Below are 22,115 nucleotides of genomic sequence, written 5' to 3'. Positions count from 1 at the left end.
CCGCAGGGGCTCCTTTTTTATTAGTGATGGTGGCCGTGGCCATGACCTTTGCCGTGGCCCCAGCCGCCGCGACGGTCGTCACGATCGTTCCAGCCTTCGCGGTAGCCGCGCTCATACGCGTTGTCTTTATACCAGCCGCGGTGTCTGCCGTTATCATGTTTCCACCAGCGGTCTCCGCGCCACTCATAGTGACGGTTCCAGTAGTCACGGTCGCGCCAGTAGCCACCGTCCCAGTATCTGCCGTAGTCGTCACGATCGCCAATTTGTAATTTTACTGATGGCAACAGGGTGATTTCGCCCGCAGTGGCGATCAGCGGGGCTGAAGCCAGTAATACCGCTGCAAGAATCAGTGACCTGAACATACTCTTTCTCCTTCACGATCGGGGCCCTTGTGGGGCCTGTTAACGCAATATTACGAGTTGGTAAAGGCTCGTTTCATCGCCTCAACTCCGAATTCCTGGGTGAGAGCACTTTTTGCTAAAAGTGATTTTATTTTGAGCTGCTCAGAATCCCTTCTATACGGGCCAGTTCCTCCGCAGTGAAATGGCGGTTTTGCAGCATGCCCACGGCGTCATCAATCTGCGCCGCTTTACTTGCCCCAATCAGCACTGACGTCACATTCTCATGGCGTAATACCCAAGCCAGCGCCATCTGAGAAAGCTTCTGGCCGCGACTTTCTGCCAGGGCATTCAGCTTTCTTACCTTCTCCAGCTTCTCTTCGGTGATCTGGTCAGGGTTAAGGAACTGACTGCCGCTTGCGGCGCGGGAGTCTGCCGGAATGCCGTTCAGATAGCGGTTGGTCAACTGCCCGCCAGCCAGCGGCGAGAAGGGAATACAGCCAACCCCCTTTTCCTGCAACACGTCCAACAGTCCCGCTTCCGGCGCACGTTCAAACATGGAGTATTTCGGCTGGTGGATCAGGCAGGGCGTACCGAGGTCATTAAGGATATCTATCGCCTTGCGGGCCAGCTCTGCAGGATAGTTGGATAACCCGACATACAGGGCTTTTCCCTGGCGTACCACATGGTCAAGCGCTTTCATGGTTTCCAGCAGCGGCGTTTGTTGGTCGGGACGGTGATGATAGAAGATATCCACATACTCCAGCCCCATGCGCTTCAGGCTTTGATCGAGGCTTGCCAGCAGATATTTGCGAGACCCCCAATCGCCGTAGGGACCCTCCCACATGGTATAGCCCGCTTTGGTGGAGATGATGAGCTCGTCGCGCCAGGGCAGGAAATCCTCCTGCAAAATACGGCCGAAATTACGCTCGGCCGCCCCCGGAGGGGGACCATAGTTATTGGCAAGGTCGAAATGCGTAATACCCAGGTCGAACGCGCGCTGTAAAAGTTGACGGCTGTTTTCGATAAGTGTGGTGTCGCCAAAATTATGCCATAGCCCAAGCGAGATGGCGGACAGCCTGAGCCCGCTTTGGCCGCAACGGCGATATTCCATTGTCTGGTAACGATTTTTGTCCGGCTGATAACCCATTCTTGTGACCTCAGGCGCTGAAGAAAAAAGTCAGTGTATGCGTTTACATTAACGTGAAAAAAAGCAGCATAGCGCAGCCTTTTTTGTAAAGCATTCTTTCCATGTCCTACTTATCGCCAATTCTGGACAGCCATCACGCTTATTTAATACTCAAGGTGAGGTCAACATTAGAAGGATACCTGTTTATGCGTACCCCATACTGCGTCGCCGATTACCTGCTGGACCGTCTTACAGATTGTGGAGCCGATCATCTGTTTGGCGTACCGGGCGACTATAACCTGCAGTTTCTCGACCATGTGATAGACAGCCCGGATATCTGCTGGGTGGGCTGTGCCAACGAGTTAAACGCCTCTTATGCCGCGGACGGATATGCCCGATGTAAGGGCTTCGCCGCGCTGCTGACGACATTTGGCGTAGGGGAGTTAAGTGCCATGAACGGCATTGCGGGCAGCTATGCCGAGCACGTTCCGGTACTGCATATTGTGGGCGCGCCGGGTACGGCGTCACAGCAAAGAGGGGAGTTGCTGCACCATACGCTGGGCGATGGTGAGTTTCGTCATTTTTACCATATGAGCGAGCCGATCACTGTCGCACAGGCGATCCTGACCGAACAAAATGCCTGCTATGAGATTGACCGGGTGTTAACTACCATGCTCCGGGAACGTCGCCCCGGCTATCTGATGTTGCCTGCCGACGTAGCTAAAAAGGCCGCTACACCGCCTGTAAACGCTCTCACTCTCAGGCACGCGCATGCCGATAGCGCCTGCCTGAAAGCGTTCCGGGATGCCGCAGAGAATAGGCTCGCCATGAGCAAGCGTACTGCGCTGCTGGCCGATTTCCTTGTGCTGCGCCACGGCCTGAAGCATGCCCTACAGAAATGGGTCAAAGACGTGCCGATGGCACACGCCACCATGCTGATGGGCAAAGGCATATTTGACGAGCGTCACGCCGGTTTTTACGGCACGTACAGCGGTTCGGCGAGCGCCGGTGCGGTAAAAGAGGCGATTGAAGGGGCAGACACGGTGCTGTGCATCGGCACGCGATTTACCGATACCCTGACCGCTGGCTTCACGCATCAGCTAACCCCGTCACAAACAATTGAAGTTCAGCCTCATGCCTCACGCGTAGGTGACGTCTGGTTTACCGGTATCCCCATGCTTCAGGCAATCGAAACGCTGGTGGAGCTGTGTAAACAGCACGTGCACAATACGCCGGTACTATCGTCTCAAAGCGCAATGGCCTATCCGCAGCCGGATGGCTCGCTGACGCAGGAGAATTTCTGGAAAACGTTGCAGACGTTTATCCGCCCGGGGGACATCATTCTTGCGGATCAGGGGACCTCGGCCTTCGGTGCGATCGACCTTCGTCTTCCGGCTGACGTGAATTTTATCGTCCAGCCGCTGTGGGGATCGATTGGCTACACCCTGGCGGCAGCATTTGGCGCGCAAACTGCGTGTCCGAACCGGCGCGTGATTGTGCTGACGGGGGATGGCGCGGCGCAGCTCACCATACAGGAGCTTGGCTCGATGCTGCGGGATAAACAACACCCCATCATTCTGGTCCTTAACAACGAAGGGTACACGGTGGAAAGGGCGATCCACGGGCCGGAGCAGCGGTACAACGACATTGCGCTATGGAACTGGACGCAAATTCCGCAGGCCCTGAGCCTTGATCCTCAGGCTCAGAGCTGGCGAGTCAGTGAAGCGGAGCAGCTGGCGGACGTACTGGAAAAAGTCGCGCACCACGAGCGTCTCTCGCTGATTGAGGTGATGCTGCCGAAAGCCGATATCCCACCGCTGCTGGGCGCGCTTACCAAAGCGCTGGAAGCGCGCAATAACGCCTGATTACTTGTCATTTCGCCAGGCCATCATCATCGGTTTGCCCGCCAGCAGGAGCCAGGCGGGCAACATCACGATACAGAGCAGGGGGAAAAGCGTTGAATCGGGTACTACCACCGCCGCCATAAACAGGCTGAGCCACGCGTCGCGCGTGACCACCAGAACCAGCCCCAGAATAGAGCAGGAGACGGTAATGGCCGCCGGCACCGCATCGACATGTTCGTGCAGCATCAGCCCCAGCGCTACGCCAACAAAGACCGCCGGGAAGATTCGCCCACCGCGGAAACCGCAGGCTGCAGCCACCACCAGCTCGGCCAGCTTAATCACGGCAAACAGCAGATAGTCGGAGACGCTGAACACCTGGCTGAAGGCCAGCTGCTGCATCTCGTCCAGACCTTTGAACAATGTCACCGTCCCGCCGATTGCCCCTAAAATACCGAGGATCAAACCGCCGGCCCCCAGAATTAACACCGGGTGTTTCAGTTTATGCATCAGCCGGTGCAGGCGCGGAAGACACCATACCGCGACCATTCCCAGCGCGATGGCGATGGCGACAACGATGGCGCCGCTGAAAATATCGGCTATCTGCATCTGGCCGTAGTGGGGAAGGGAGAGTGAAAAATGGGGATGGAAAAACAGGCTGGTCGTCAACGCCCCGGCGGCTGCGGCCATCAGCGGCGCAAAGAGCTTGTCCCACAGCGGAACGTCGTTATTGCTGCTGAGCGTCTGTGAAAAGATCAGTGCGGCAGCGACGGGCGTGCCGAAAAGCGCCCCGATGGTGCCTGCGGAGGCAAGGATGGTCCAGTCCAGTGCGCCGACGCGGGGCAAAATGCGTGAACCGAGAAAAACCGCCAGACCAATATTCACCGCCATAATCGGATGCTCAGGCCCCAGGCTGACGCCGCCGGCCAGACCGATAATCAACGCGATAATCAGCCCCGGCAGTGCAGAAGGGGAAACCGGGGCGCCAATCAGCGGTTCCTGCGCCGGGTCTGGTCCAGCATGGCCGGGACTGAAACGGATCACCAGGCCCACCGCAATACCGGTCAACGTCAGCATTACAACGATCCAGGCAGGAGAATCAGCGGTGGCCCCCAGTTTTGCCGGAAGTGCTGTCCATAATATTGTTTGCAGCACCGACGCGACTTTCATCACGACAATGAGCACCAGGCTTGAGGCCACGCCAATGATTAACGCCGGAATGGCCAGTAACAGCATGGTTCTGGCTCGCGGGTGGAGCATGATGATTTCCTTGTACAAAACGGTATTACGTTACTTTGCACATTAAGCTTTATGGCAATAGTGCAAAAGGTGCTGAAACGGTAAAGTTATTCTGTGACGAAGATCGATAATCCATGGGCATTCACCTTATGGCCGTTGTTGTTATCACGCCTTGAATTTACAGTGTCCCAAAGATTTATTCTGACTTTAGCGGAGCAGTAGAAGAATGACAAAGTATGCTTTGGTAGGGGATGTGGGCGGCACGAACGCGCGCCTCGCATTATGCGATGTAAGTAGCGGTGAGATTTCCCGGGCGAAAACCTACTCAGGGCTGGATTATCCAAGCCTTGAGGCCGTTGTCCGCGTCTATCTGGACGAGCATCAGGTAAGCGTTGAAGACGGCTGCATCGCAATTGCCTGCCCGATAACCGGCGACTGGGTCGCAATGACCAACCATACCTGGGCATTCTCCATCGCAGAGATGAAAAAAAACCTCGGTTTTTCGCATCTTGAAATCATCAATGACTTCACTGCAGTCTCCATGGCGATCCCGATGCTGAAGCCAGAGCATCTGATCCAGTTTGGCGGCGCTGAACCGGTCGAAGGCAAGCCGATTGCGGTTTACGGGGCCGGTACCGGTCTGGGCGTGTCGCATCTGGTGCATGTTGCTCAGCGCTGGGTGAGCCTGCCGGGTGAGGGCGGCCACGTGGACTTTGCGCCAAACAGCGAAGAAGAGGGCATCATCCTTGAAGAGTTACGCGCTGAGATCGGCCACGTCTCCGCCGAGCGCGTCCTTTCAGGCCCGGGGCTGGTGAACCTGTACCGGGCGATTGTGAAATCTGACGGCCGTCTGCCGGAAAACCTGCAGCCGAAAGACGTCACCGAACGTGCGCTGGCGGACAGCTGCATTGACTGCCGTCGTGCCCTGTCGCTGTTCTGCGTGATCATGGGGCGTTTTGGCGGCAACCTGGCGCTGACGCTGGGCACCTTCGGTGGGGTCTATATTGCGGGCGGGATCGTACCGCGCTTCCTCGACTTCTTTAAAGCCTCGGGCTTCCGCGGCGGGTTTGAAGATAAAGGGCGTTTCAGAAGCTACGTGCAGGACATTCCTGTTTATCTGATCGTGCATGATAACCCTGGCCTGCTGGGTTCGGGGGCCCATCTGCGTCAGGTTCTTGGTCAAATCCTCTGACGGATAGCCCTCTCCGGCGGGAGAGGGCTTTTTCTTTACAGGTGCATCAGCTGGCGGAACTCTTTCACCTTGCTGCGGCTCACCGGCACCTGAAAATCCAGATCCTTCAGACGCAAAATGTAGGTGTTGTTAAACCAGGGTTCGATCTCGCGGATCTTGTTTAAATTCACGCAGAACGAACGATGGCAGCGGAAAAAGTGTGCCGTTGGCAGCTTGCTGCAAAACTCGGTGATGTTCATCGCCATCACGTACGATTCCCGCCGCGTATAGACAAACGTCATCTTTTCATGGGCTTCGGCATAGTAGATATCATTGACCGGCGTCACGATGATGCGCTCGTCTTTGACCAGATTAATGGTGTCGTTTTCCCGTACCGCTGGGGTGGCGCTAGCGGGGGCGGTCTGCTGCTGCCATGCGGCTTCCAGCTTTTGCAGCATGCTGACAATCCTGGACTCCTGATAAGGCTTAAGAATATAGTCAAACGCCTCCAGCTCGAAGGCCTCTACGGCGTGCTCTTTCCAGGCGGTGACGAAAACGATAAACGGCTTATGGGCAAACTGATTGATGTTTTGCGCCAGCAATACGCCATCCAGCGACGGGATATTGATATCCAGGAAAATGGCGTCGACCCGGTTATGCTGCAAAAACTTCAGCACGTCCAGACCATCATCAAACGTACCCACAATCTCCATCTGGCTGTGGGTTTTAATAAGCCAGGTGAGCTCCTGCTGAGCCAGGAATTCATCTTCTACGATGATAACTTTCATGGGCTACTCCACCAGGGGCAACAGTGATGTCGTCGTATGCGCGAGCGCGCGCGCATTCGGGACGTAAAAAGAAATTTCGGTGCCAGGCTCAAGGCGGTGAATATGCAGCCCGTCGCCGTAAAGCAGCTTGACCCGGTGGTGCACGTTCAGCAGGCCGATTTTATTCCCGGGCATCTCGTTAGACTCCACGCGTTCAATAACTTTTGGATCAATCCCGTGGCCGGTATCGCGCACGGCAATACGCACGCGGTTGCCGCTTTCTGTAACGCCGATCGTGACCACGCCTTTGCCTTTACAGGGCTGAATACCGTGAACAATCGCGTTTTCGACCAGCGGCTGGATAAGCAGGCTCGGGATCACACAGTTGACCTCTTCATCAATATCGTAAATGACCGTGAGCTTGTCGCCAAAGCGCGCCTGCTCAATCGCGATGTAATCCTTGATCTGATACAGCTCTTTTTTGATGTCGATCTGCTCGTCATCCTTCAGCTCGATGTTGTAGCGCAGATAGCGCGACAGGTTGAAAATCAGCTGGCGCGCGGTGTCCGGATTCAGACGTATGGAAGAGGAGATAGCGTTCAGCGCGTTAAACAGGAAATGGGGATTGATTTTGCTCTGCAATGCGCGCAGCTCTGCCTTATTTGCCATTTCACGCAGCTGTTCCGCCCGCGAAACCTCAAGCTGGGTGGAGATAATCTGCGACAGGCCAATCGCCATCTCCTGCAGGGAGGAGGTGATCTGATGCGCGTGACAGTAATAAATTTTCAGCGTGCCCGTCACGACGCCTTTCTCCCACAGCGGGATCACCAGCATCGAGTGGATTTCCGGCGTTCGGTGGGCTTCATCATTGTTTTTAATAATGATTTTACCGTAGTTAATCGCCTGTCTGGTGGTCGGACTAATGGTGTCATCGTTGTCGCGGTAGTTATGTTCCCCGACGCCTACGTAGGCCAGCACGTGGTCAATATTGGTGATGGCGACGGCGTCAGCATGGATGTCGTGGCGGATAATCTCGCAGACCTGACGCAACGACTCCGCGTTAACGTGGCGAAAAAGCGGCAGCGTTTTGTTGGCGATATCCAGCGCCAGCTTGGCCTGACGGGCCGCACTGGCCTCTTTTTCCCCTTCAACGCTTTGCACCAGCAGTACGATAAAACCGATGCACACGCTGCCCAGGATCATCGGAATACCGATTTTCGAGACGATATCCAGCCCCAGCGCGGTGGTGGGGGCCCAGACGACGACCAGGATCATGGTCAGCGTTTCGCACACCATGCCTGCGGCGATCCCGGCGCGCCAGCGCTGTTTTTTCGGGATTTTGCGGCTGATCCAGCCGGAAAGCACCCCGGCGATAATGCTGGTGATAAAACACGGCACCGCCGTTACGCCACCGATATCAATCAGGTAGCGGTGCGTCCCGGCAATCAGGCCGGTGATGACGCCTACCCATGGGCCAAACAAAATCCCGCCGGACATGACGGCGATAATACGTACGTTAACCAGCGAGCCCTCTACCGGCACGCCGGACCAGGTGCTGAACAAGGCGAACAGCGAAAAGATGGCGGTTACGGCCAACAGCTCTTTTGGCGAGTGGGCTGATTTGTGCAACAGCTCGCGAAACAGGCGAATGCGAATGAGGAAGAACAGGCAAATCAGCATTAATGCCGCACGGTCAAAAACCGCCAGCAGCATAGCGAATATTTCGTGCACGAGTAGACCTGGGAAAACGGGAAAGAACCATGATAAAAAACCTGGCGCGTATTGACCAGCTATCCGTCAGGTTTATCAAATGAGGAAAAACCATGATTTACAAAGGGGATTATTCGGCAATGACCGATGCGTCCCGTTTTTTTCCTGATGGCGCATCGTCAGGTAACTGGTTTGATATCATCATGTTAAATAACAGCTATCAGAAAGCCGATCCCGAAACAGAGGCTTCCGCTTTTAGGTGCGGCCGGGTTCCGGTTTTCGTGCGAGCGCTTTTTTTTCATTTCCCTCTCGACAGCATGATTTTTTTCAGGTTATTTTCTAAACATGCCACATCGGTGGCAGCGTCGCTCGGACGGTCCGGGCGCTAACGTTAATCTGAGGAATCTATGGCTGAATTCAGTCCTGAACGCCGTTTTACGCGTATCGATCGTCTCCCCCCTTATGTTTTCAATATCACTGCTGAACTGAAAATGGCTGCGCGTCGGCGCGGTGAAGATATCATTGATTTCAGCATGGGTAACCCTGACGGCCCAACGCCGCCGCATATCGTTGAAAAGCTCTGCACGGTTGCCCAGCGTCCGGATACGCACGGCTACTCAACCTCTCGCGGTATTCCCAGGTTACGTCGCGCGATCTCGCGCTGGTATCAGGATCGCTATCAGGTTGATATCGATCCGGAAAGTGAAGCGATTGTTACCATCGGCTCGAAAGAGGGGCTGGCACACCTGATGCTGGCCACGCTGGATCATGGCGATACGGTGCTGGTGCCTAATCCAAGCTACCCGATCCATATCTACGGCGCGGTGATTGCCGGGGCGCAGGTCCGTTCCGTGCCGCTGGTGGAAGGTGTCGATTTCTTTAACGAACTGGAACGTGCGATTCGCGAAAGTTATCCGAAACCGAAGATGATGATCCTCGGTTTCCCGTCGAACCCAACGGCCCAGTGCGTGGAGCTCGACTTCTTCGAGAAGGTTGTCGCGCTGGCCAAGCGTTATGACGTGCTGGTGGTTCACGATTTAGCCTACGCTGACATCGTCTATGACGGCTGGAAAGCCCCGTCGATTATGCAGGTCCCGGGCGCGCGTGATGTGGCGGTCGAGTTCTTTACGTTGTCGAAAAGCTACAACATGGCGGGCTGGCGTATTGGCTTTATGGTGGGTAACAAAACGCTGGTGAGTGCACTGGCGCGCATTAAAAGTTATCACGACTACGGTACCTTCACGCCGCTGCAGGTCGCAGCTATCGCTGCCCTGGAAGGCGATCAGCAGTGCGTTCACGAGATTGCCGCTCAGTATAAGCGCCGCCGCGACGTGCTGGTGAAAGGGTTGCATGAAGCGGGCTGGATGGTGGAAATGCCGAAAGCGTCCATGTACGTTTGGGCGAAAATACCGGAGCCGTACGCGGCAATGGGATCGCTGGAGTTTGCCAAAAAGCTGCTGCAGGATGCGAAGGTGTGCGTATCACCGGGCATTGGCTTTGGTGATTATGGCGACACTCATGTGCGATTTGCCCTGATTGAAAACAGCGACCGCATTCGTCAGGCGGTGAGGGGCATCAAGAGTATGTTCCGGGCCGACGGTCTTCTCACCTCAAAGAGCGTCGCAGATCACCCCGCGTCGTCATGACATAAAAAAACAGGAGCCGATGGCTCCTGTTTTTTTGACTGCATGTTCTTGACTAGATCATCAGGGCAAAGGTTCCGGCCCAGACTAAAACAATCACCGAAATGCCCATAAAGAAATATTTCACGTTTCATCGCTCCGCGTATCTTGTGGTACGCATTTAAAAACAGAGTCCACCTGATTATAGAGAACTGAAATCCGGTCAAAACGGAAATGAGAGTTTTCCCGTTACGCCGCCGACTCCAGTTCAGAATTCTGTGCTTTCCTGTTGCCAGACGGCGCTAATGTACGCCTAAAAATGAGGGGTGACAAGAGGCATTTTTTTAAATAATTTCCGTTACTTACGAGTGTCGTGGAACGGCGACAGTTTGATTTCGCTTCGCAATAAATTCACTTTGGGCGACGCAATCAAAGACGGTTTTTCAGAGGGAAGGCAGGTGATTGAAAAGGTTAGTTTCTTAGCGAAACTAACCTTCATAAAGCGCTTAAATATAGAGCGAGGCTTCGCCGAGCGGGCGCGTTTTGAAACGACGATGCATCCAAAGATACTGCTCTGGCGCACGCATGATTTCGGTTTCGATGACCTTGTTGATAAACGCTGCGGCTTCGCACTCGTTTTCCGGATAGTTAGCCATTTCGGGGGAGATGTGCAGACGATAGCCTGATTTATCTGCTTTTCTCACCATCGTCACGGTCAGCATGGAGGCGCCAGACAGACGCGAAATGACAAAGGTGCCGTTAGTCGTCGCAACGTCTTTCACCGCAAAGAAGGGCGCAAAGCTGCTGCCTTTACGTCCATAATCCTGGTCTGGCGCAAACCAGACGGCTTCGCCTTTTTTCAGGGCGCTTACCATGCCGCGCAGGTTGTTGCGGCTGATCATCGCCTTATTGGAACGCATGCGTCCGCGCGTCTGCACCCACTCCATGACCTGGCTATTGTGTGGGCGGTAGGTTGCCATCATTGGCTGGCAAAGCCCCATCACGCGGCCGCCCAGCTCCAGCGACATAAAGTGAACGCCAACGACCATCACGCCGCGTTTTTGCATCTGTGCGCGTTTAAGGTTATCCAGACCTTCCACGTCAAACCACTTCCGGACACGCTCATCCGGCCAGAACCAGGCCATGCCGGTTTCAAGTAGCGCCATGCCGATAGATTTGAAGTTTTCAGCGATCAGCTTCTCGCGCTCCTCGGCATTGTACTGCGGAAAACAAAGCTCAATATTTTTACGCGCGATGGATTCGCGACGTTTCAGGAAAACGCGGGAAGCGCTGCCCAGTTTCGATCCCAGCAAACGCAGAACAGGGTACGGAAGTTGAACCAGCAGCCAGAGTACGCCAAGACCAAACCATGTAAACCAGTAACGCGGATGTAAAAATGCGCGTTTGAAATTGGATTGAGACAAAATAGAGAAACCTATGTAGAGCCGGTGAAAGTAACGCATAGTGCGATACCACGTGCCTATTAGACCGTAGTACAAGGTCATGGTTGCAGGCTTTACCGATCTTTACGGCGTTACCTGGCCATAGCTGACATTGGGTGGGCGGCATAATGTAACACCGTTATACGATATGTGCTATTACTCGTTTTTGATTAAAAAAGCGGCAGATCCGAAGGTGTTTGATTTTATGGATTTTATAATGAATCGCTGCAAGAGCGGGCTGTCTTCATGAGTTTGATAGATAGCTCATCTAATGATGAAGGCGTGAATGGGCCAAAAGATCGGCGCGTTTATTCGTGACAGATTACTCAATTATGAAATTCATTTATCCCTTCAAATTTTGCGAGTAGGAAAATTCCTTGTGAAATTTCCGATGTATTATTTATACAATCAATAATTCAGTTTTCTTCCATTATTCCCCAATATCTTATTTTTATCGTGCTGCAATAATGTCTTGCAGTCCATTAATGATTTTTGGTCTCGGCTTCTTGATGTAAATCAATATAAGGTATTTTCCCAGGTCTCCATCTGCCTGCAATCATTTTTTCGATACAAATATTCGGTTTACATACCAAAAGCAGTGTCTTTTTCTGATGTGGCAGAGTAATTCGTCATAATATCTCAGTGGAAAATTCTTAAGAAATTTCTCATTGCAGATAAAAGATCTGTGTATTTGATTTTGATTCGATCATTATTCTATTATTGCGCATCAAGAACGATACCGTGAAGTTGGCATAGCAAAACAAAGAGGGATGATAAGATGGCTGACAGTTTTCAGAATGAGGTGCCTAAGGCACGTATTAACCTAAAGCTTGACCTGCATACGGGCGGAGCAAGCAAGAAAATGGAATTACCCTTGAAGTTGCTTGTTACGGGTGATTTCAGCAATGGGCAGGAATCTGCGACAATATCTGAGCGCGAAAAAATTAACATCACCAAGAATAATTTTGATAGCGTTCTTTCCGAATATTCCCCAAAAGTTAATCTGACCGTTAAAAATACGCTGTCTGATGATGGTGGCGAGGACAATATTCAGCTGACTTTCCAGAATATGAAAGATTTTGCGCCAGAGCAGGTGGCTGCTCAGATACCGCAGCTGAAGGCGATGCTGGCGATGCGCAACTTGCTTCGCGATCTGAAGGCCAACCTGTTGGATAACCAGACTTTCCGAAAAGAGCTGGAAAAAATCGTTTTAGACCAGTCGCTTAGCGCTGAGCTGCGAAATGAGCTATCAGCACTAGCATCAAAACAACCTTAACCATCGCGCTGTTTTAACGGATTAATCAAGGAATGCTCATGTCTGTACAAAATAATATTGCTGGCGGTGAAAGCGTGGTGCTGGAACGTCCTGCTGCGGGTGGGGTTTACGCCTCCCTGTTTGAGAAAATCAATCTGAGTCCTGTCTCCGAATTGAGCGCGCTGGACATCTGGCAAGATGCACAAGCGATGTCTGATGCGACCGCTGATGAGCGTCTGACTGCCGGTATGCAGGTCTTTCTGGAATGTCTGACTAAAGCAGGCTCGAAGGTCGAAAAACTGGATAAGAGCCTGATTGATCACCATATCGCTGAGCTCGACTATCAAATCAGCCGCCAACTGGACGCGGTTATGCACCATGACGAGTTTCAGGCGGTTGAAAGCCTGTGGCGTGGGGTGAAGTCACTTGTTGATAAAACAGATTTTCGCCAGAACGTGAAAATTGAGCTGCTGAGCATGTCTAAAGAAGACCTGCGCCAGGACTTTGAAGACAGCCCGGAAATTATCCAGAGTGGTCTCTATAAACACGCCTACATTGATGAATATGATACTCCAGGCGGCGAACCAATTGCGGCGCTGATTTCAGCTTACGAGTTTGATGCTTCAGCTCAGGACGTCGCTCTGCTGCGTAACATCTCTAAAGTCTCCGCTGCTGCGCACATGCCGTTTATCGGCTCTGCAGGCCCGAAATTCTTCCTTAAAGAGTCCATGGAAGACGTCGCGGCGATTAAAGATATTGGCAACTATTTTGACCGCGCAGAGTACATCAAGTGGAAATCGTTCCGCGATACGGACGACGCTCGCTACATCGGTCTGGTGATGCCGCGCGTACTGGGCCGTTTACCGTATGGCCCGGATACCGTTCCGGTTCGCAGCTTCAACTATGTCGAAGAAGTCAAAGGTCCGGATCACGACAAATACCTGTGGACCAACGCCTCGTTTGCCTTCGCGTCCAACATGGTGCGCAGCTTTATCAATAATGGCTGGTGTGTACAAATCCGTGGCCCGCAGGCGGGCGGTGCGGTTCAGGATCTGCCTATCCATCTGTATGACCTGGGTACCGGTAATCAGGTAAAAATTCCGAGCGAGGTGATGATTCCTGAAACCCGCGAATTCGAATTCGCGAATCTGGGCTTCATTCCTTTGTCCTACTACAAAAACCGCGACTACGCCTGCTTCTTCTCAGCCAACTCTACTCAAAAACCGGCGCTGTATGACACTGCAGACGCGACGGCTAACAGCCGCATCAATGCCCGTCTTCCGTACATTTTCCTGCTGTCGCGTATCGCCCACTACCTGAAGCTGATACAGCGCGAGAACATCGGTACCACCAAGGATCGCCGACTGCTGGAGCTGGAGCTGAACACCTGGGTCCGTAGTCTGGTGACCGAAATGACCGATCCGGGCGACGAACTGCAGGCGTCTCATCCACTGCGTGATGCGAAAGTCGTGGTGGAAGACATTGAGGATAACCCGGGCTTCTTCCGCGTGAAATTGTATGCGATTCCTCACTTCCAGGTGGAAGGGATGGACGTCAACCTGTCGCTGGTTTCCCAGATGCCGAAAGCGAAGTCGTAAGGCGAGGGGAAATCAGGGATGAAAATTTACCGCCCACTTTGGGAGGATGGGGCCGCTCTGGCCCCGCAACAGTTCCAGCAGCAGGGCCGCTGGAATGAACACGTTGCTAACATGGTCGCCCGGATGGGTATTTCTCATCCCTGGGGCGTGGTTGCGGCAGAGTTTGATGATGCTGCATTGGCGCTCTCTCGCCTGAATGCCATCCGTCTGGTGGTACGCTTTCAGGACGGTACGCTTGTGGATACCGACCTGGCAGATACGCTTCCTCCGGTCTGCGACTTGTCTGTTGCAGCCGGCAGTGAATCTGTTGATGTAGTTGTCGCACTGCCGCTGATGAGCGCCAGCGGCGGCAACCTCGATAACGGTCAGGACAGTGAGCGCCCGCGTCGCTGGAAAGCGGAGCGTGTGGTAGTGCAGGAACTGGCCGGGTATGAAAGCGGGGAGTTGGCCATTCTGCGTCATGCGCTGACCCTTCGTTTGTCCAGCCAGGAAAATACGTCATACCTGACCTGTCCGGTGGCCCGTCTGGTGCGTAACGCTCAGGGGCAGTGGAGCCGGGACCCGGCTTTCATTCCGACGATGCTTTCCCTTTCTGCAAGCCCGCTTCTGACCAGCGAACTGGGTGACTTGCTGATCCGTTTGCAGGCCCGCCGACGTCGCCTGATGGCGATGCGCCGTGAAAGCAATGAGAGGATGGCCGACTTTGCAGTCGCGGATGTCTCCCTGTTCTGGCTACTCAATGCTCTGAACAGCGCCGAGCCGGTGCTGACGGAACTGCTGCAGGCACCGGATCGGCACCCGGAGTTGCTGTACCGAGAACTGACTCGTCTGGCCGGCAGCCTGCTGACCTTCTCGCTTGAGCACGACGCCGGGGACATTCCTGCTTATCAGCACGATGCACCGGAACGGGTATTCCCACCGCTGCTAACACTGCTCGATAAACTGCTGGAAGCGAGTCTGCCGTCGCGGGTGGTGAGTATCCACCTGGAGCATCAGGATCAGATCTGGAAAGGTGCCCTGCACGATGCGCGCCTGCGCGAAGGGGCGGATTTCTACCTCTCCGTACGTTCCTCCATGCCGAACCATGAGCTTCAGACAAAATTCCCGCAGCTGTGTAAAGCGGGCAGCTTTGAAGATGTGTCGGATGTGGTGAATGTGGCTCTGAGCGGGATGGTTATCAAGCCGCTGACCCATGTGCCGGCCGCTATCCCGTTACGCCTTGAGAACCAGTATTTTTCGCTGGATCTGAGTAGTGAGGCAGCGCGGGCGATGCTGGAAGCGGGAAGCTGCACCTTCTATACCCCGCGCTCACTGGGGGATGTGAAACTTGAACTCTTTGCGGTGCTGCGCACATGAATAAATCCGATCTCACCCAGTTAGAACGTATCTTCTACCCGGGCTGGCTGATGGTCAGTCAGCTGCGGGGTGGTCAGGAAGTTCGTGATGGTGAAGGGCTCTATCGCCGGGCCTGCCGTCTGGTGCAGGACGCGAAAGCGGCGCTCACGGACGTCGGCTACAGCGACATCAGCCGTGATCATATGGTGTATGCCCTGTGTGCGCTGCTTGATGAGAGCGTGATGAACCGGGGAACCACCGATGATGGTTATCTGACCTGGCGGCGTGACCCGCTGCAGGCACACTTCTTTGGCACTCTCAATGCTGGTGAGGAGTTGTGGGAAAGAATCCGAGACCTGCTGAAAGAAACTGCCCCTGACGCCGCCGTCCTGACCTGTATGTACCGAACACTGCAGCTGGGGTTCGTGGGTCAGTATCGCGCCCAGGATGACGAGCGTCGGGAAGATACAGTTCGCGCGCTTGCAGAACGGGTGCCGGCCTTCACGCTGGCACAGGACGCCCCTATTGTTGCCCGGGCATCACGTCTGCGCAGCGGTCGACGCGGGTACTGGCTGGCCTGGATCGTGGCCGTTGTCGCCCTGGCGGCGCTCTGGTTCTTCCTCTCGTCTTCGCTTACCGAGCTGGTAAGCCAGACCGTCAGGCCGGAGTAAGCGATGCGGGATGCGTACCGAAGTCTGTTAACTGTCCTGGGGGCCGTGCTGGCGCTGTGGCTCATTCTGGGATTCTGGCCACTGTCCTCGGGCAGCCGTGTGGCACTCAGTCTGCTGGTTGTGCTGGTGTCCGGGGTGATGCTCTGGCGTCAGCGCCGGGCTTCTCAGGCGCGGGCGACCGCTGTCCGCGAGATTGTAGATGAAAACCTGCCGCCGGAAGATTTTCAGGGTGCGGTGATCCTTGTTTGTGGCGACAACAGCCCACTGTTTGTGTCCGGCTCCCGTCACCGGGAAACCCGACAGGGCTGGTATCTGTGGGTGAAGGATGCGGAGCAGTTGCCACTCCTGGCACAACACCTGAGCCTGGTGCGTCCTGCTCAGGTGTCGCAAATCTCCGTCATGCTGGCGGTGGTACCTGAACAGCACACCTCTGGCGATGATTTTACCCAGAATCTTCGGGGTTGGCAGCGGGCTGTCGTTCAGTGCCGCGCGGCATTCGGCACGCTCCCCCCGCTGTGGACAGTGACCTGGTTATCGCCCCCTGCAACATGTGCGGAGGAAGAGCCTGTCTGGTTTACCACGGTAAGCCAGCGGGGCGGTATTCAGGTGTATCAACCCGGTCAGGGCAGTGTGTCACTGACGGAATGGGCCCGAGATACTGGAGCAGAAGGGCGTCTTTCTCGTCTGAGTCAGGGCCTGTGGCTGGACAGTCTGCTTGCCTGGCAGAACAGTGCGTTGAATGACCTGTTGTCGGTACGGCGGGGAGAGTTGCCGGTGATGAAGCCCTGCGTACAGGGTATATGCATAGTTCCGGTGACTGGTATCGCGGGCAATCTCTGGCAACAGCACATCACTTCCGTGACGGCGCTGCAACCGGATGCCGTTGTGACGACAGAGCCACTGCCGCTGCCTGAACTACTGCTGCCGGCGTTGCCGCGCCGACGTGGCGTGAGCCGCAGGATGGTGTTCTGGCGTTATGCCGGATTACTGGGCGGGATTTTCCTCGCGCTGGCCATGCTGGCGTCCTGGGTGAACAACCAGCGCCTCATTCGTAATGTTGGCGATCACCTTGCGTTATATCACCAGCTGACGGGTCAGCCTGTTGCCCCGAAACTGCGTGCGCAGCAGCGCCTGCGGGCCGATGGCGCACTGCTGGACGACTGGGCGCGTCGCGGGGAGCCACTGCGTTATCGCATGGGGCTGTATCAGGGACTGCGACTGATTCCGCCCGTTGAGGCCGCAGTCAGTGACTGGGCACCACCGCCACCGCCTCCTCCGGTCATTAAGAAAATCATTCAGGGTCCGAAAACCCTTCGCCTCGACAGTATGTCGCTGTTCGATTCCGGCAAGTTCGTGCTGAAAGCTGGCTCTACCAAAATGCTGGTCAATTCCCTGGTGGGGGTTAAGGCCAAACCGGGCTGGCTGATAGTCGTGTCCGGCCATACCGATAACACCGGTACTCCGCAACTGAACCAGACGCTGTCCCTGAAACGTGCCGAAGCGGTGCGCGACTGGATGCGTGACACCGGCGATGTGCCGGAAAGCTGTTTTGCGGTGCAGGGCTATGGCGAAAGCCGTCCGATCGCAACTAACGACACCCCGGAAGGCCGTGCGCTCAACCGACGTGTCGAAATCAGTCTGGTACCTCAGGCGAACGCCTGTCAGATACCCGGCAAACACCCGGCGCCATCGCAGGATGATGGCGTCTCAGAAAATAAAACGGAGTAATTAACATGGCAATTCCTGTTTATCTTTGGCTGAAGGACGACGGCGGCGCGGACATCAAAGGGTCTGTTGACGTTCAGGATCGTGAAGGCAGCATCGAAGTGGTTGCACAGGAGCATAACCTGTACATCCCGACCGACAATAACACCGGCAAGCTGACCGGTACCCGTATCCACACCCCGTTCCTGTTCACCAAGGAAATCGACTCGTCCAGCCCGTACCTGTACAAGGCTGTGACCACCGGTCAGACCCTCAAGTCTGCGGAATTCAAGTGGTACAAAATCAACGACGCGGGTCAGGAAGTGGAGTACTTCAACACCAAACTGGAAAACGTGAAGGTGGTGAAAGTGAATCCTGAAATGTATGACATCAAGGATCCTTCTAAAGAGAAGCACAACCACCTTGAGCGCGTTGAACTGCGTTACGAAAAAATCACCTGGACCTACAAAGACGGCAACATCATTCATTCCGATTCCTGGAACGAACGCGCCACCGCGTAATCCTGATGCGGGCAGGTTTTTCCTGTCCGCAGTTTTTGCTGAGTGCCTGAGATGCGGGCACTCAGCAAAGAAAAAAACAACCTGCCTGCCTGACCTTATGCGCTTTGGTGAACAGCGAGGGGCGGTAGCGTGTCCAGGAACCGACAAAGAGAGAATCTCATGGAAAATCCAGCCATCCTGTTACGTCGTCTGAACCCTTACTGTGCCCGAGCGATGGAAGGCGCAGCTTCGCTCTGTCAGACCCGTGCCCATGCCGAAATTCTGCCGGAGCACTGGCTGCTGAAGCTGCTGGAGCAGGGGGAAGGTGACCTGACGGTGTTGGCGCGTCGCTATGAATGGGATATGGATGGCATCTGGCAGGATTTGCTTGGCTGGCTCGACAGGCAACCTCGCTCCGTACGCCATCGGCCCCAGCTCTCAGAGGACATCCATACTCTGATGCAGCAAGCCTGGCTACTGGCCTCACTCAATGGCGAAGAGCACATTCGCAGCGTCCATCTGCTGATGGCCCTGGTGGAAAAACAGAATCTGGTGCGCTGCGATGGCCTGTGGCCACTGCTGACGCTCGGTCAGAGTCAGCTGGAGCGCCTGCGACCTTTGCTGGATGCGCAATCAGATGAGCGTCTGGAAATGCAGCGCGAAGCTGAGCTGGCACAGAGCCATGGTGGAGAGGTGGAATTTGTCGGGCGCCCGGCTGGAGTAGAAATGAAAGAGGGGGAATTGAGCCCGGCGCTGCAGAACGCGCTGGATAAATTCACCCTCGACGTCACCGCCAAAGCCAAAGAGGGCAAAATCGACCCGGTGTTCGGCCGTGACACGGAAATCCGCCAGATGGTGGATATTCTCTCCCGTCGTCGTAAAAACAACCCGATCCTGGTGGGCGAGCCCGGCGTGGGCAAAACCGCACTGGTTGAAGGCCTGGCGCTGCGCATTGCCGAAGGCAACGTCCCGGAATCCCTCAAACCGGTTATCCTGCGTACCCTTGATCTCGGTCTGTTACAGGCGGGGGCGGGCGTGAAGGGCGAATTTGAACAGCGCCTGAAAAACGTCATCGACGCCGTACAGCACTCACCGGTGCCGGTGCTGCTGTTTATCGACGAGGCCCACACCATTATCGGTGCCGGTAACCAGGCGGGTGGCGCGGATGCGGCTAACCTGCTTAAACCGGCACTGGCCCGCGGCGAGCTGCGTACCATTGCCGCGACAACCTGGTCTGAATACAAACAGTACTTCGAACGTGATGCCGCGCTGGAGCGTCGCTTCCAGATGGTGAAGGTGGACGAGCCGGACGACGATACCGCCTGCCTGATGCTGCGTGGCCTGAAATCCCGCTACGCCGAGCACCATAATGTTCATATTACCGACGATGCGGTTCGTGCGGCAGTTACCCTTTCGCGCCGCTACCTGACCGGACGTCAGCTTCCTGATAAAGCGGTCGATCTACTGGACACCGCTTCCGCCCGTGTGCGTATGAGTCTCGACACGGTACCGGAACAGCTAACCCGCCTTCGCGCGAGTATCGCTGCGCTCGACATGGAAAAGCTGGCGTTACTGGACGATATAGCCATTGGCAATCAGTGTCATACCGAGCGCCTGAGCGAGATTGAGCGGGAAGAGGTGCGCCAGATAGTGGCACTCGACGATCTGGAAACCCAGTACGGTCAGGAGATGAAACTCACCGAGCAGCTACGCGAAAGCCGCCAGGACATCTCACGTCAGCGTGAGACTCAGAGGCTGCAACAGGAGCTTAACGAGATGCAGCATAGCACCCCGCTGCTTTCCCTGGATGTGGATATCCGCACCGTTGCCAACGTGATCGCCGACTGGACAGGCGTGCCGTTGTCATCGCTGATGAAGGACGAGCAGACCGAACTGCTGATCCTGGAAAATGAAATCGGTAAACGTGTGGTTGGGCAGGATGTGGCGCTTGAGGCTATCGCCCGGCGTCTGCGTGCGGCAAAAACGGGCCTTACGTCCGAGAACGGCCCGCAGGGTGTATTCCTGTTGGTAGGGCCGAGCGGGGTGGGGAAAACCGAAACTGCGCTTGCGCTGGCCGATGTCATATACGGCGGCGAGAAGTCACTCGTTACGATTAACCTCTCTGAATACCAGGAGCCGCATACTGTTTCCCAACTGAAAGGGTCACCTCCTGGCTACGTGGGTTACGGTCAGGGCGGGATCCTCACCGAGGCCGTGCGTAAGCGCCCGTACAGCGTGGTGCTGCTGGATGAAGTGGAAAAGGCGCACCGCGACGTGATGAACCTGTTCTATCAGGTCTTCGACCGCGGCTTTATGCGCGACGGCGAAGGGCGCGAAATCGACTTCCGCAATACCGTTATCCTGATGACTTCCAATCTCGGAAGCGACCACCTGATGCAGCTGCTGGATGAAAACCCGGAAGCTACCGAAGCAGATCTGCACGAACTGCTGCGTCCGATCCTACGTGATCATTTTCAGCCCGCGCTGCTCGCCCGTTTCCAGACGGTGATTTACCGTCCGCTGGCTGAAGCAGCCCTACGTACCATCGTGGAAATGAAATTGTCACAGGTCAGCAAGCTCTTACATCGTCACTACGGCCTGACCACGCATATTGATGAGAGCCTGTATGACGCGCTGACTGCCGCCTGCCTGCTGCCGGACACCGGCGCACGCAACGTCGACAGCCTGCTGAATCAACAAATTTTGCCGGTGCTGAGCCAGCAGTTACTGACCCATATGACGGCAAAGCAGAAACCACACTGCCTGACGCTCGGCTGGAATGATGAAGAAGGGATTGTACTGGCGTTTAATGAGGCGCACGGAGGCTGAAATGCAGATTTGCATGATGGATTACGGCAACCTGTCGGCGGATGGCAAAACGGCGTACCTGAAATGTTACGGCATCGGGACTTTTGAAGTGCTGACGGGCGTGGATTTTTATATCAATAATCCTGACTGTGCTGACCATGAAAATGCTGCTATCCCGCCGGGAACTTACTGGGTGACCGACAGGCCTGCCGCCGGCAGCTTGTATAACCGAGTCCGGGCAGAGGCGATCGATGCCTGGCATGGTTACCGAAATCACCATTCAGAATGGTTTGCCCTTTTCAGCGATAAAACTAAAAGAGACGGCATCATGGTGAATGGCCTGAACCTTACAGGATTTCGTCTTCATCCTTTGAACAGCGATGGTTCCGGTGAGTCCTGGGGCTGTATCACCCTTCGCCGATCCAGTGATTTTCAGCATCTGCGACGTCTGCTACTGCAGCGGGGGACGTTCCCTGTTCCTGGCGGCAATGGCCTGAAGGCCTATGCCCGTATCGATGTGCGTGGTACCCCGGACTACAGCCTGTGTGATAAAGAAACCGAAGAACGAAAAGAGGCTGAGAAACGCCGGATGCAGCAGGCCCTGAAAAAGCGGGCGGGGAATGCCGAATGAAAATCCTGCTGTTTATTGTGCTGTTCTGGAGCGGGATCCACTTCATTCCTGATGTATGGGTTGCGAGTTTTGTGAAGGCCCATATCCCGATTAGCGGTGATGGGGAAGAAGCGATGGACAGCTTCGAGATGCACATCATCGTGATTAAAACAACGTTGTGTGCTGTCGGGGCGTACCTCCTGATGAAGCTATTCTACTGGTTGAAAACACGTCGAAAAAAATAATCTCTTTCTCACTTCCTGTGACCGATACTGGCCCGCGCCAGCCCTGACGGAATAACCAAATACACAATGGAGTCAACGCCATGAGCCTGACGGATACCCTGAACACGATGGTGGCCACCGTCACCGGAAA

Annotated in this window: 20 protein-coding genes; 13 read left to right on the top strand and 7 right to left on the bottom strand. The window is 55.0% G+C overall.

Going from position 1 to position 22,115, the window contains the following annotated elements; genetic code table 11:
- Positions 1–20: 20 nt before the first annotated feature.
- Both L370_RS21595 and mgrA read right to left on the bottom strand, forming a co-directional pair.
- A complete protein-coding gene (locus L370_RS21595) occupies positions 21–362 on the bottom strand; it encodes a DUF2502 domain-containing protein (protein ID WP_023332939.1) in 342 nt (113 codons plus the stop codon).
- 127 nt (positions 363–489) lie between these two features.
- On the bottom strand, positions 490–1,488 hold the full coding sequence (mgrA, locus tag L370_RS21600) for an L-glyceraldehyde 3-phosphate reductase (RefSeq protein ID WP_023332938.1): 999 nt from the start codon (positions 1,486–1,488) through the stop codon (positions 490–492).
- 185 nt (positions 1,489–1,673) lie between these two features.
- Here mgrA and ipdC point away from each other — a divergent pair, with 185 nt between their 5' ends.
- A complete protein-coding gene (ipdC, locus tag L370_RS21605; RefSeq protein ID WP_023332937.1) occupies positions 1,674–3,332 on the top strand; it encodes an indolepyruvate decarboxylase in 1,659 nt (552 codons plus the stop codon).
- On the opposite strand, the gene L370_RS21610 is transcribed toward ipdC, so the two are convergent.
- Complete coding sequence (locus L370_RS21610) at positions 3,333–4,568, bottom strand: ion channel protein (RefSeq protein ID WP_023332936.1); 1,236 nt, start codon at positions 4,566–4,568, stop codon at positions 3,333–3,335. It abuts the gene before it with no gap.
- A 205-nt stretch (positions 4,569–4,773) separates the two neighbouring features.
- Here L370_RS21610 and glk point away from each other — a divergent pair, with 205 nt between their 5' ends.
- Positions 4,774–5,739: a glucokinase gene (gene glk / locus L370_RS21615; protein WP_023332935.1), complete on the top strand. Its 966-nt coding sequence runs from the start codon at positions 4,774–4,776 to the stop codon at positions 5,737–5,739.
- A 35-nt stretch (positions 5,740–5,774) separates the two neighbouring features.
- On the opposite strand, the gene L370_RS21620 is transcribed toward glk, so the two are convergent.
- Positions 5,775–6,506: a LytR/AlgR family response regulator transcription factor gene (locus L370_RS21620; RefSeq protein ID WP_023332934.1), complete on the bottom strand. Its 732-nt coding sequence runs from the start codon at positions 6,504–6,506 to the stop codon at positions 5,775–5,777.
- 3 nt (positions 6,507–6,509) lie between these two features.
- Positions 6,510–8,216: a sensor histidine kinase gene (locus L370_RS21625; RefSeq protein WP_023332933.1), complete on the bottom strand. Its 1,707-nt coding sequence runs from the start codon at positions 8,214–8,216 to the stop codon at positions 6,510–6,512.
- A gap of 92 nt (positions 8,217–8,308) precedes the next feature.
- Here L370_RS21625 and L370_RS23545 point away from each other — a divergent pair, with 92 nt between their 5' ends.
- Together L370_RS23545 and alaC are read left to right on the top strand one after the other, a co-directional pair.
- Positions 8,309–8,584 (top strand): hypothetical protein, encoded by a 276-nt coding sequence (locus tag L370_RS23545; RefSeq protein ID WP_023332932.1) that lies wholly within the window; start codon positions 8,309–8,311, stop codon positions 8,582–8,584.
- A gap of 18 nt (positions 8,585–8,602) precedes the next feature.
- Positions 8,603–9,841 carry an alanine transaminase gene (alaC, locus tag L370_RS21635; protein WP_023332931.1) on the top strand — a complete coding sequence of 413 codons (1,239 nt, stop codon included), beginning with the start codon at positions 8,603–8,605 and terminating at the stop codon, positions 9,839–9,841.
- 52 nt (positions 9,842–9,893) lie between these two features.
- Here the strand turns inward: alaC and ypdK are convergent, their stop codons facing one another.
- Together ypdK and lpxP are read right to left on the bottom strand one after the other, a co-directional pair.
- The gene (ypdK, locus tag L370_RS23305; RefSeq protein WP_099458937.1) at positions 9,894–9,965 is read right to left on the bottom strand and encodes a membrane protein YpdK; all 72 of its coding nucleotides are present in this window, start codon (positions 9,963–9,965) and stop codon (positions 9,894–9,896) included.
- A gap of 358 nt (positions 9,966–10,323) precedes the next feature.
- Positions 10,324–11,280, bottom strand: coding sequence for a kdo(2)-lipid IV(A) palmitoleoyltransferase (gene lpxP, locus L370_RS21640; protein ID WP_023332930.1), 957 nt, complete (start codon positions 11,278–11,280; stop codon positions 10,324–10,326).
- Between the two features lie 757 nt (positions 11,281–12,037).
- Here lpxP and tssB point away from each other — a divergent pair.
- From tssB to L370_RS21685, 9 genes are all read left to right on the top strand, one after another.
- Positions 12,038–12,535, top strand: coding sequence for a type VI secretion system contractile sheath small subunit (tssB, locus tag L370_RS21645; protein ID WP_023332929.1), 498 nt, complete (start codon positions 12,038–12,040; stop codon positions 12,533–12,535).
- Positions 12,536–12,567: 32 nt separating this feature from the next.
- Positions 12,568–14,112, top strand: a complete 1,545-nt coding sequence (gene tssC / locus L370_RS21650) for a type VI secretion system contractile sheath large subunit (protein ID WP_032643506.1) — start codon at positions 12,568–12,570, stop codon at positions 14,110–14,112.
- Between the two features lie 18 nt (positions 14,113–14,130).
- Positions 14,131–15,468 (top strand): type VI secretion system baseplate subunit TssK, encoded by a 1,338-nt coding sequence (gene tssK, locus L370_RS21655; RefSeq protein WP_023332927.1) that lies wholly within the window; start codon positions 14,131–14,133, stop codon positions 15,466–15,468.
- The gene (gene tssL / locus L370_RS21660) at positions 15,465–16,118 is read left to right on the top strand and encodes a type VI secretion system protein TssL, short form (protein ID WP_023332926.1); all 654 of its coding nucleotides are present in this window, start codon (positions 15,465–15,467) and stop codon (positions 16,116–16,118) included. The genes tssK and tssL overlap by 4 nt, the downstream gene beginning before the upstream one ends.
- A 3-nt stretch (positions 16,119–16,121) precedes the next feature.
- Positions 16,122–17,846, top strand: coding sequence for an OmpA family protein (locus L370_RS21665; RefSeq protein WP_023332925.1), 1,725 nt, complete (start codon positions 16,122–16,124; stop codon positions 17,844–17,846).
- A gap of 5 nt (positions 17,847–17,851) precedes the next feature.
- Positions 17,852–18,343, top strand: a complete 492-nt coding sequence (gene hcp / locus L370_RS21670) for a type VI secretion system effector Hcp (protein ID WP_023325816.1) — start codon at positions 17,852–17,854, stop codon at positions 18,341–18,343.
- A 159-nt stretch (positions 18,344–18,502) separates the two neighbouring features.
- On the top strand, positions 18,503–21,151 hold the full coding sequence (tssH, locus tag L370_RS21675; protein ID WP_023332924.1) for a type VI secretion system ATPase TssH: 2,649 nt from the start codon (positions 18,503–18,505) through the stop codon (positions 21,149–21,151).
- 1 nt (position 21,152) lies between these two features.
- On the top strand, positions 21,153–21,761 hold the full coding sequence (locus L370_RS21680; RefSeq protein ID WP_023332923.1) for a DUF2778 domain-containing protein: 609 nt from the start codon (positions 21,153–21,155) through the stop codon (positions 21,759–21,761).
- Positions 21,758–21,985 (top strand): hypothetical protein, encoded by a 228-nt coding sequence (locus L370_RS21685; protein ID WP_023332922.1) that lies wholly within the window; start codon positions 21,758–21,760, stop codon positions 21,983–21,985. Before L370_RS21680 ends, L370_RS21685 begins: the two co-directional genes overlap by 4 nt.
- Positions 21,986–22,115: the final 130 nt, after the last annotated feature.

The sequence above is a fragment of the Enterobacter sp. MGH 24 genome (assembly GCF_000493015.1).
In the GTDB taxonomy this organism is placed as follows: domain Bacteria; phylum Pseudomonadota; class Gammaproteobacteria; order Enterobacterales; family Enterobacteriaceae; genus Enterobacter.
This window is presented reverse-complemented; position numbering and strand designations above follow the sequence as displayed.

Bases quoted from the DNA above. Each gene is read 5' to 3' on its own strand.
- L370_RS21595 (WP_023332939.1), bottom strand. From the start codon at position 362: ATGTTCAGGTCACTGATTCTTGCAGCGGTATTACTGGCTTCAGCCCCG.
- mgrA (WP_023332938.1), bottom strand. From the start codon at position 1,488: ATGGGTTATCAGCCGGACAAAAATCGTTACCAGACAATGGAATATCGC.
- ipdC (WP_023332937.1), top strand. From the start codon at position 1,674: ATGCGTACCCCATACTGCGTCGCCGATTACCTGCTGGACCGTCTTACA.
- L370_RS21610 (WP_023332936.1), bottom strand. From the start codon at position 4,568: ATGCTCCACCCGCGAGCCAGAACCATGCTGTTACTGGCCATTCCGGCG.
- glk (WP_023332935.1), top strand. From the start codon at position 4,774: ATGACAAAGTATGCTTTGGTAGGGGATGTGGGCGGCACGAACGCGCGC.
- L370_RS21620 (WP_023332934.1), bottom strand. From the start codon at position 6,506: ATGAAAGTTATCATCGTAGAAGATGAATTCCTGGCTCAGCAGGAGCTC.
- L370_RS23545 (WP_023332932.1), top strand. From the start codon at position 8,309: ATGATTTACAAAGGGGATTATTCGGCAATGACCGATGCGTCCCGTTTT.
- alaC (WP_023332931.1), top strand. From the start codon at position 8,603: ATGGCTGAATTCAGTCCTGAACGCCGTTTTACGCGTATCGATCGTCTC.
- lpxP (WP_023332930.1), bottom strand. From the start codon at position 11,280: ATGCGTTACTTTCACCGGCTCTACATAGGTTTCTCTATTTTGTCTCAA.
- tssB (WP_023332929.1), top strand. From the start codon at position 12,038: ATGGCTGACAGTTTTCAGAATGAGGTGCCTAAGGCACGTATTAACCTA.
- tssC (WP_032643506.1), top strand. From the start codon at position 12,568: ATGCTCATGTCTGTACAAAATAATATTGCTGGCGGTGAAAGCGTGGTG.
- tssK (WP_023332927.1), top strand. From the start codon at position 14,131: ATGAAAATTTACCGCCCACTTTGGGAGGATGGGGCCGCTCTGGCCCCG.
- tssL (WP_023332926.1), top strand. From the start codon at position 15,465: ATGAATAAATCCGATCTCACCCAGTTAGAACGTATCTTCTACCCGGGC.
- L370_RS21665 (WP_023332925.1), top strand. From the start codon at position 16,122: ATGCGGGATGCGTACCGAAGTCTGTTAACTGTCCTGGGGGCCGTGCTG.
- hcp (WP_023325816.1), top strand. From the start codon at position 17,852: ATGGCAATTCCTGTTTATCTTTGGCTGAAGGACGACGGCGGCGCGGAC.
- tssH (WP_023332924.1), top strand. From the start codon at position 18,503: ATGGAAAATCCAGCCATCCTGTTACGTCGTCTGAACCCTTACTGTGCC.
- L370_RS21680 (WP_023332923.1), top strand. From the start codon at position 21,153: ATGCAGATTTGCATGATGGATTACGGCAACCTGTCGGCGGATGGCAAA.
- L370_RS21685 (WP_023332922.1), top strand. From the start codon at position 21,758: ATGAAAATCCTGCTGTTTATTGTGCTGTTCTGGAGCGGGATCCACTTC.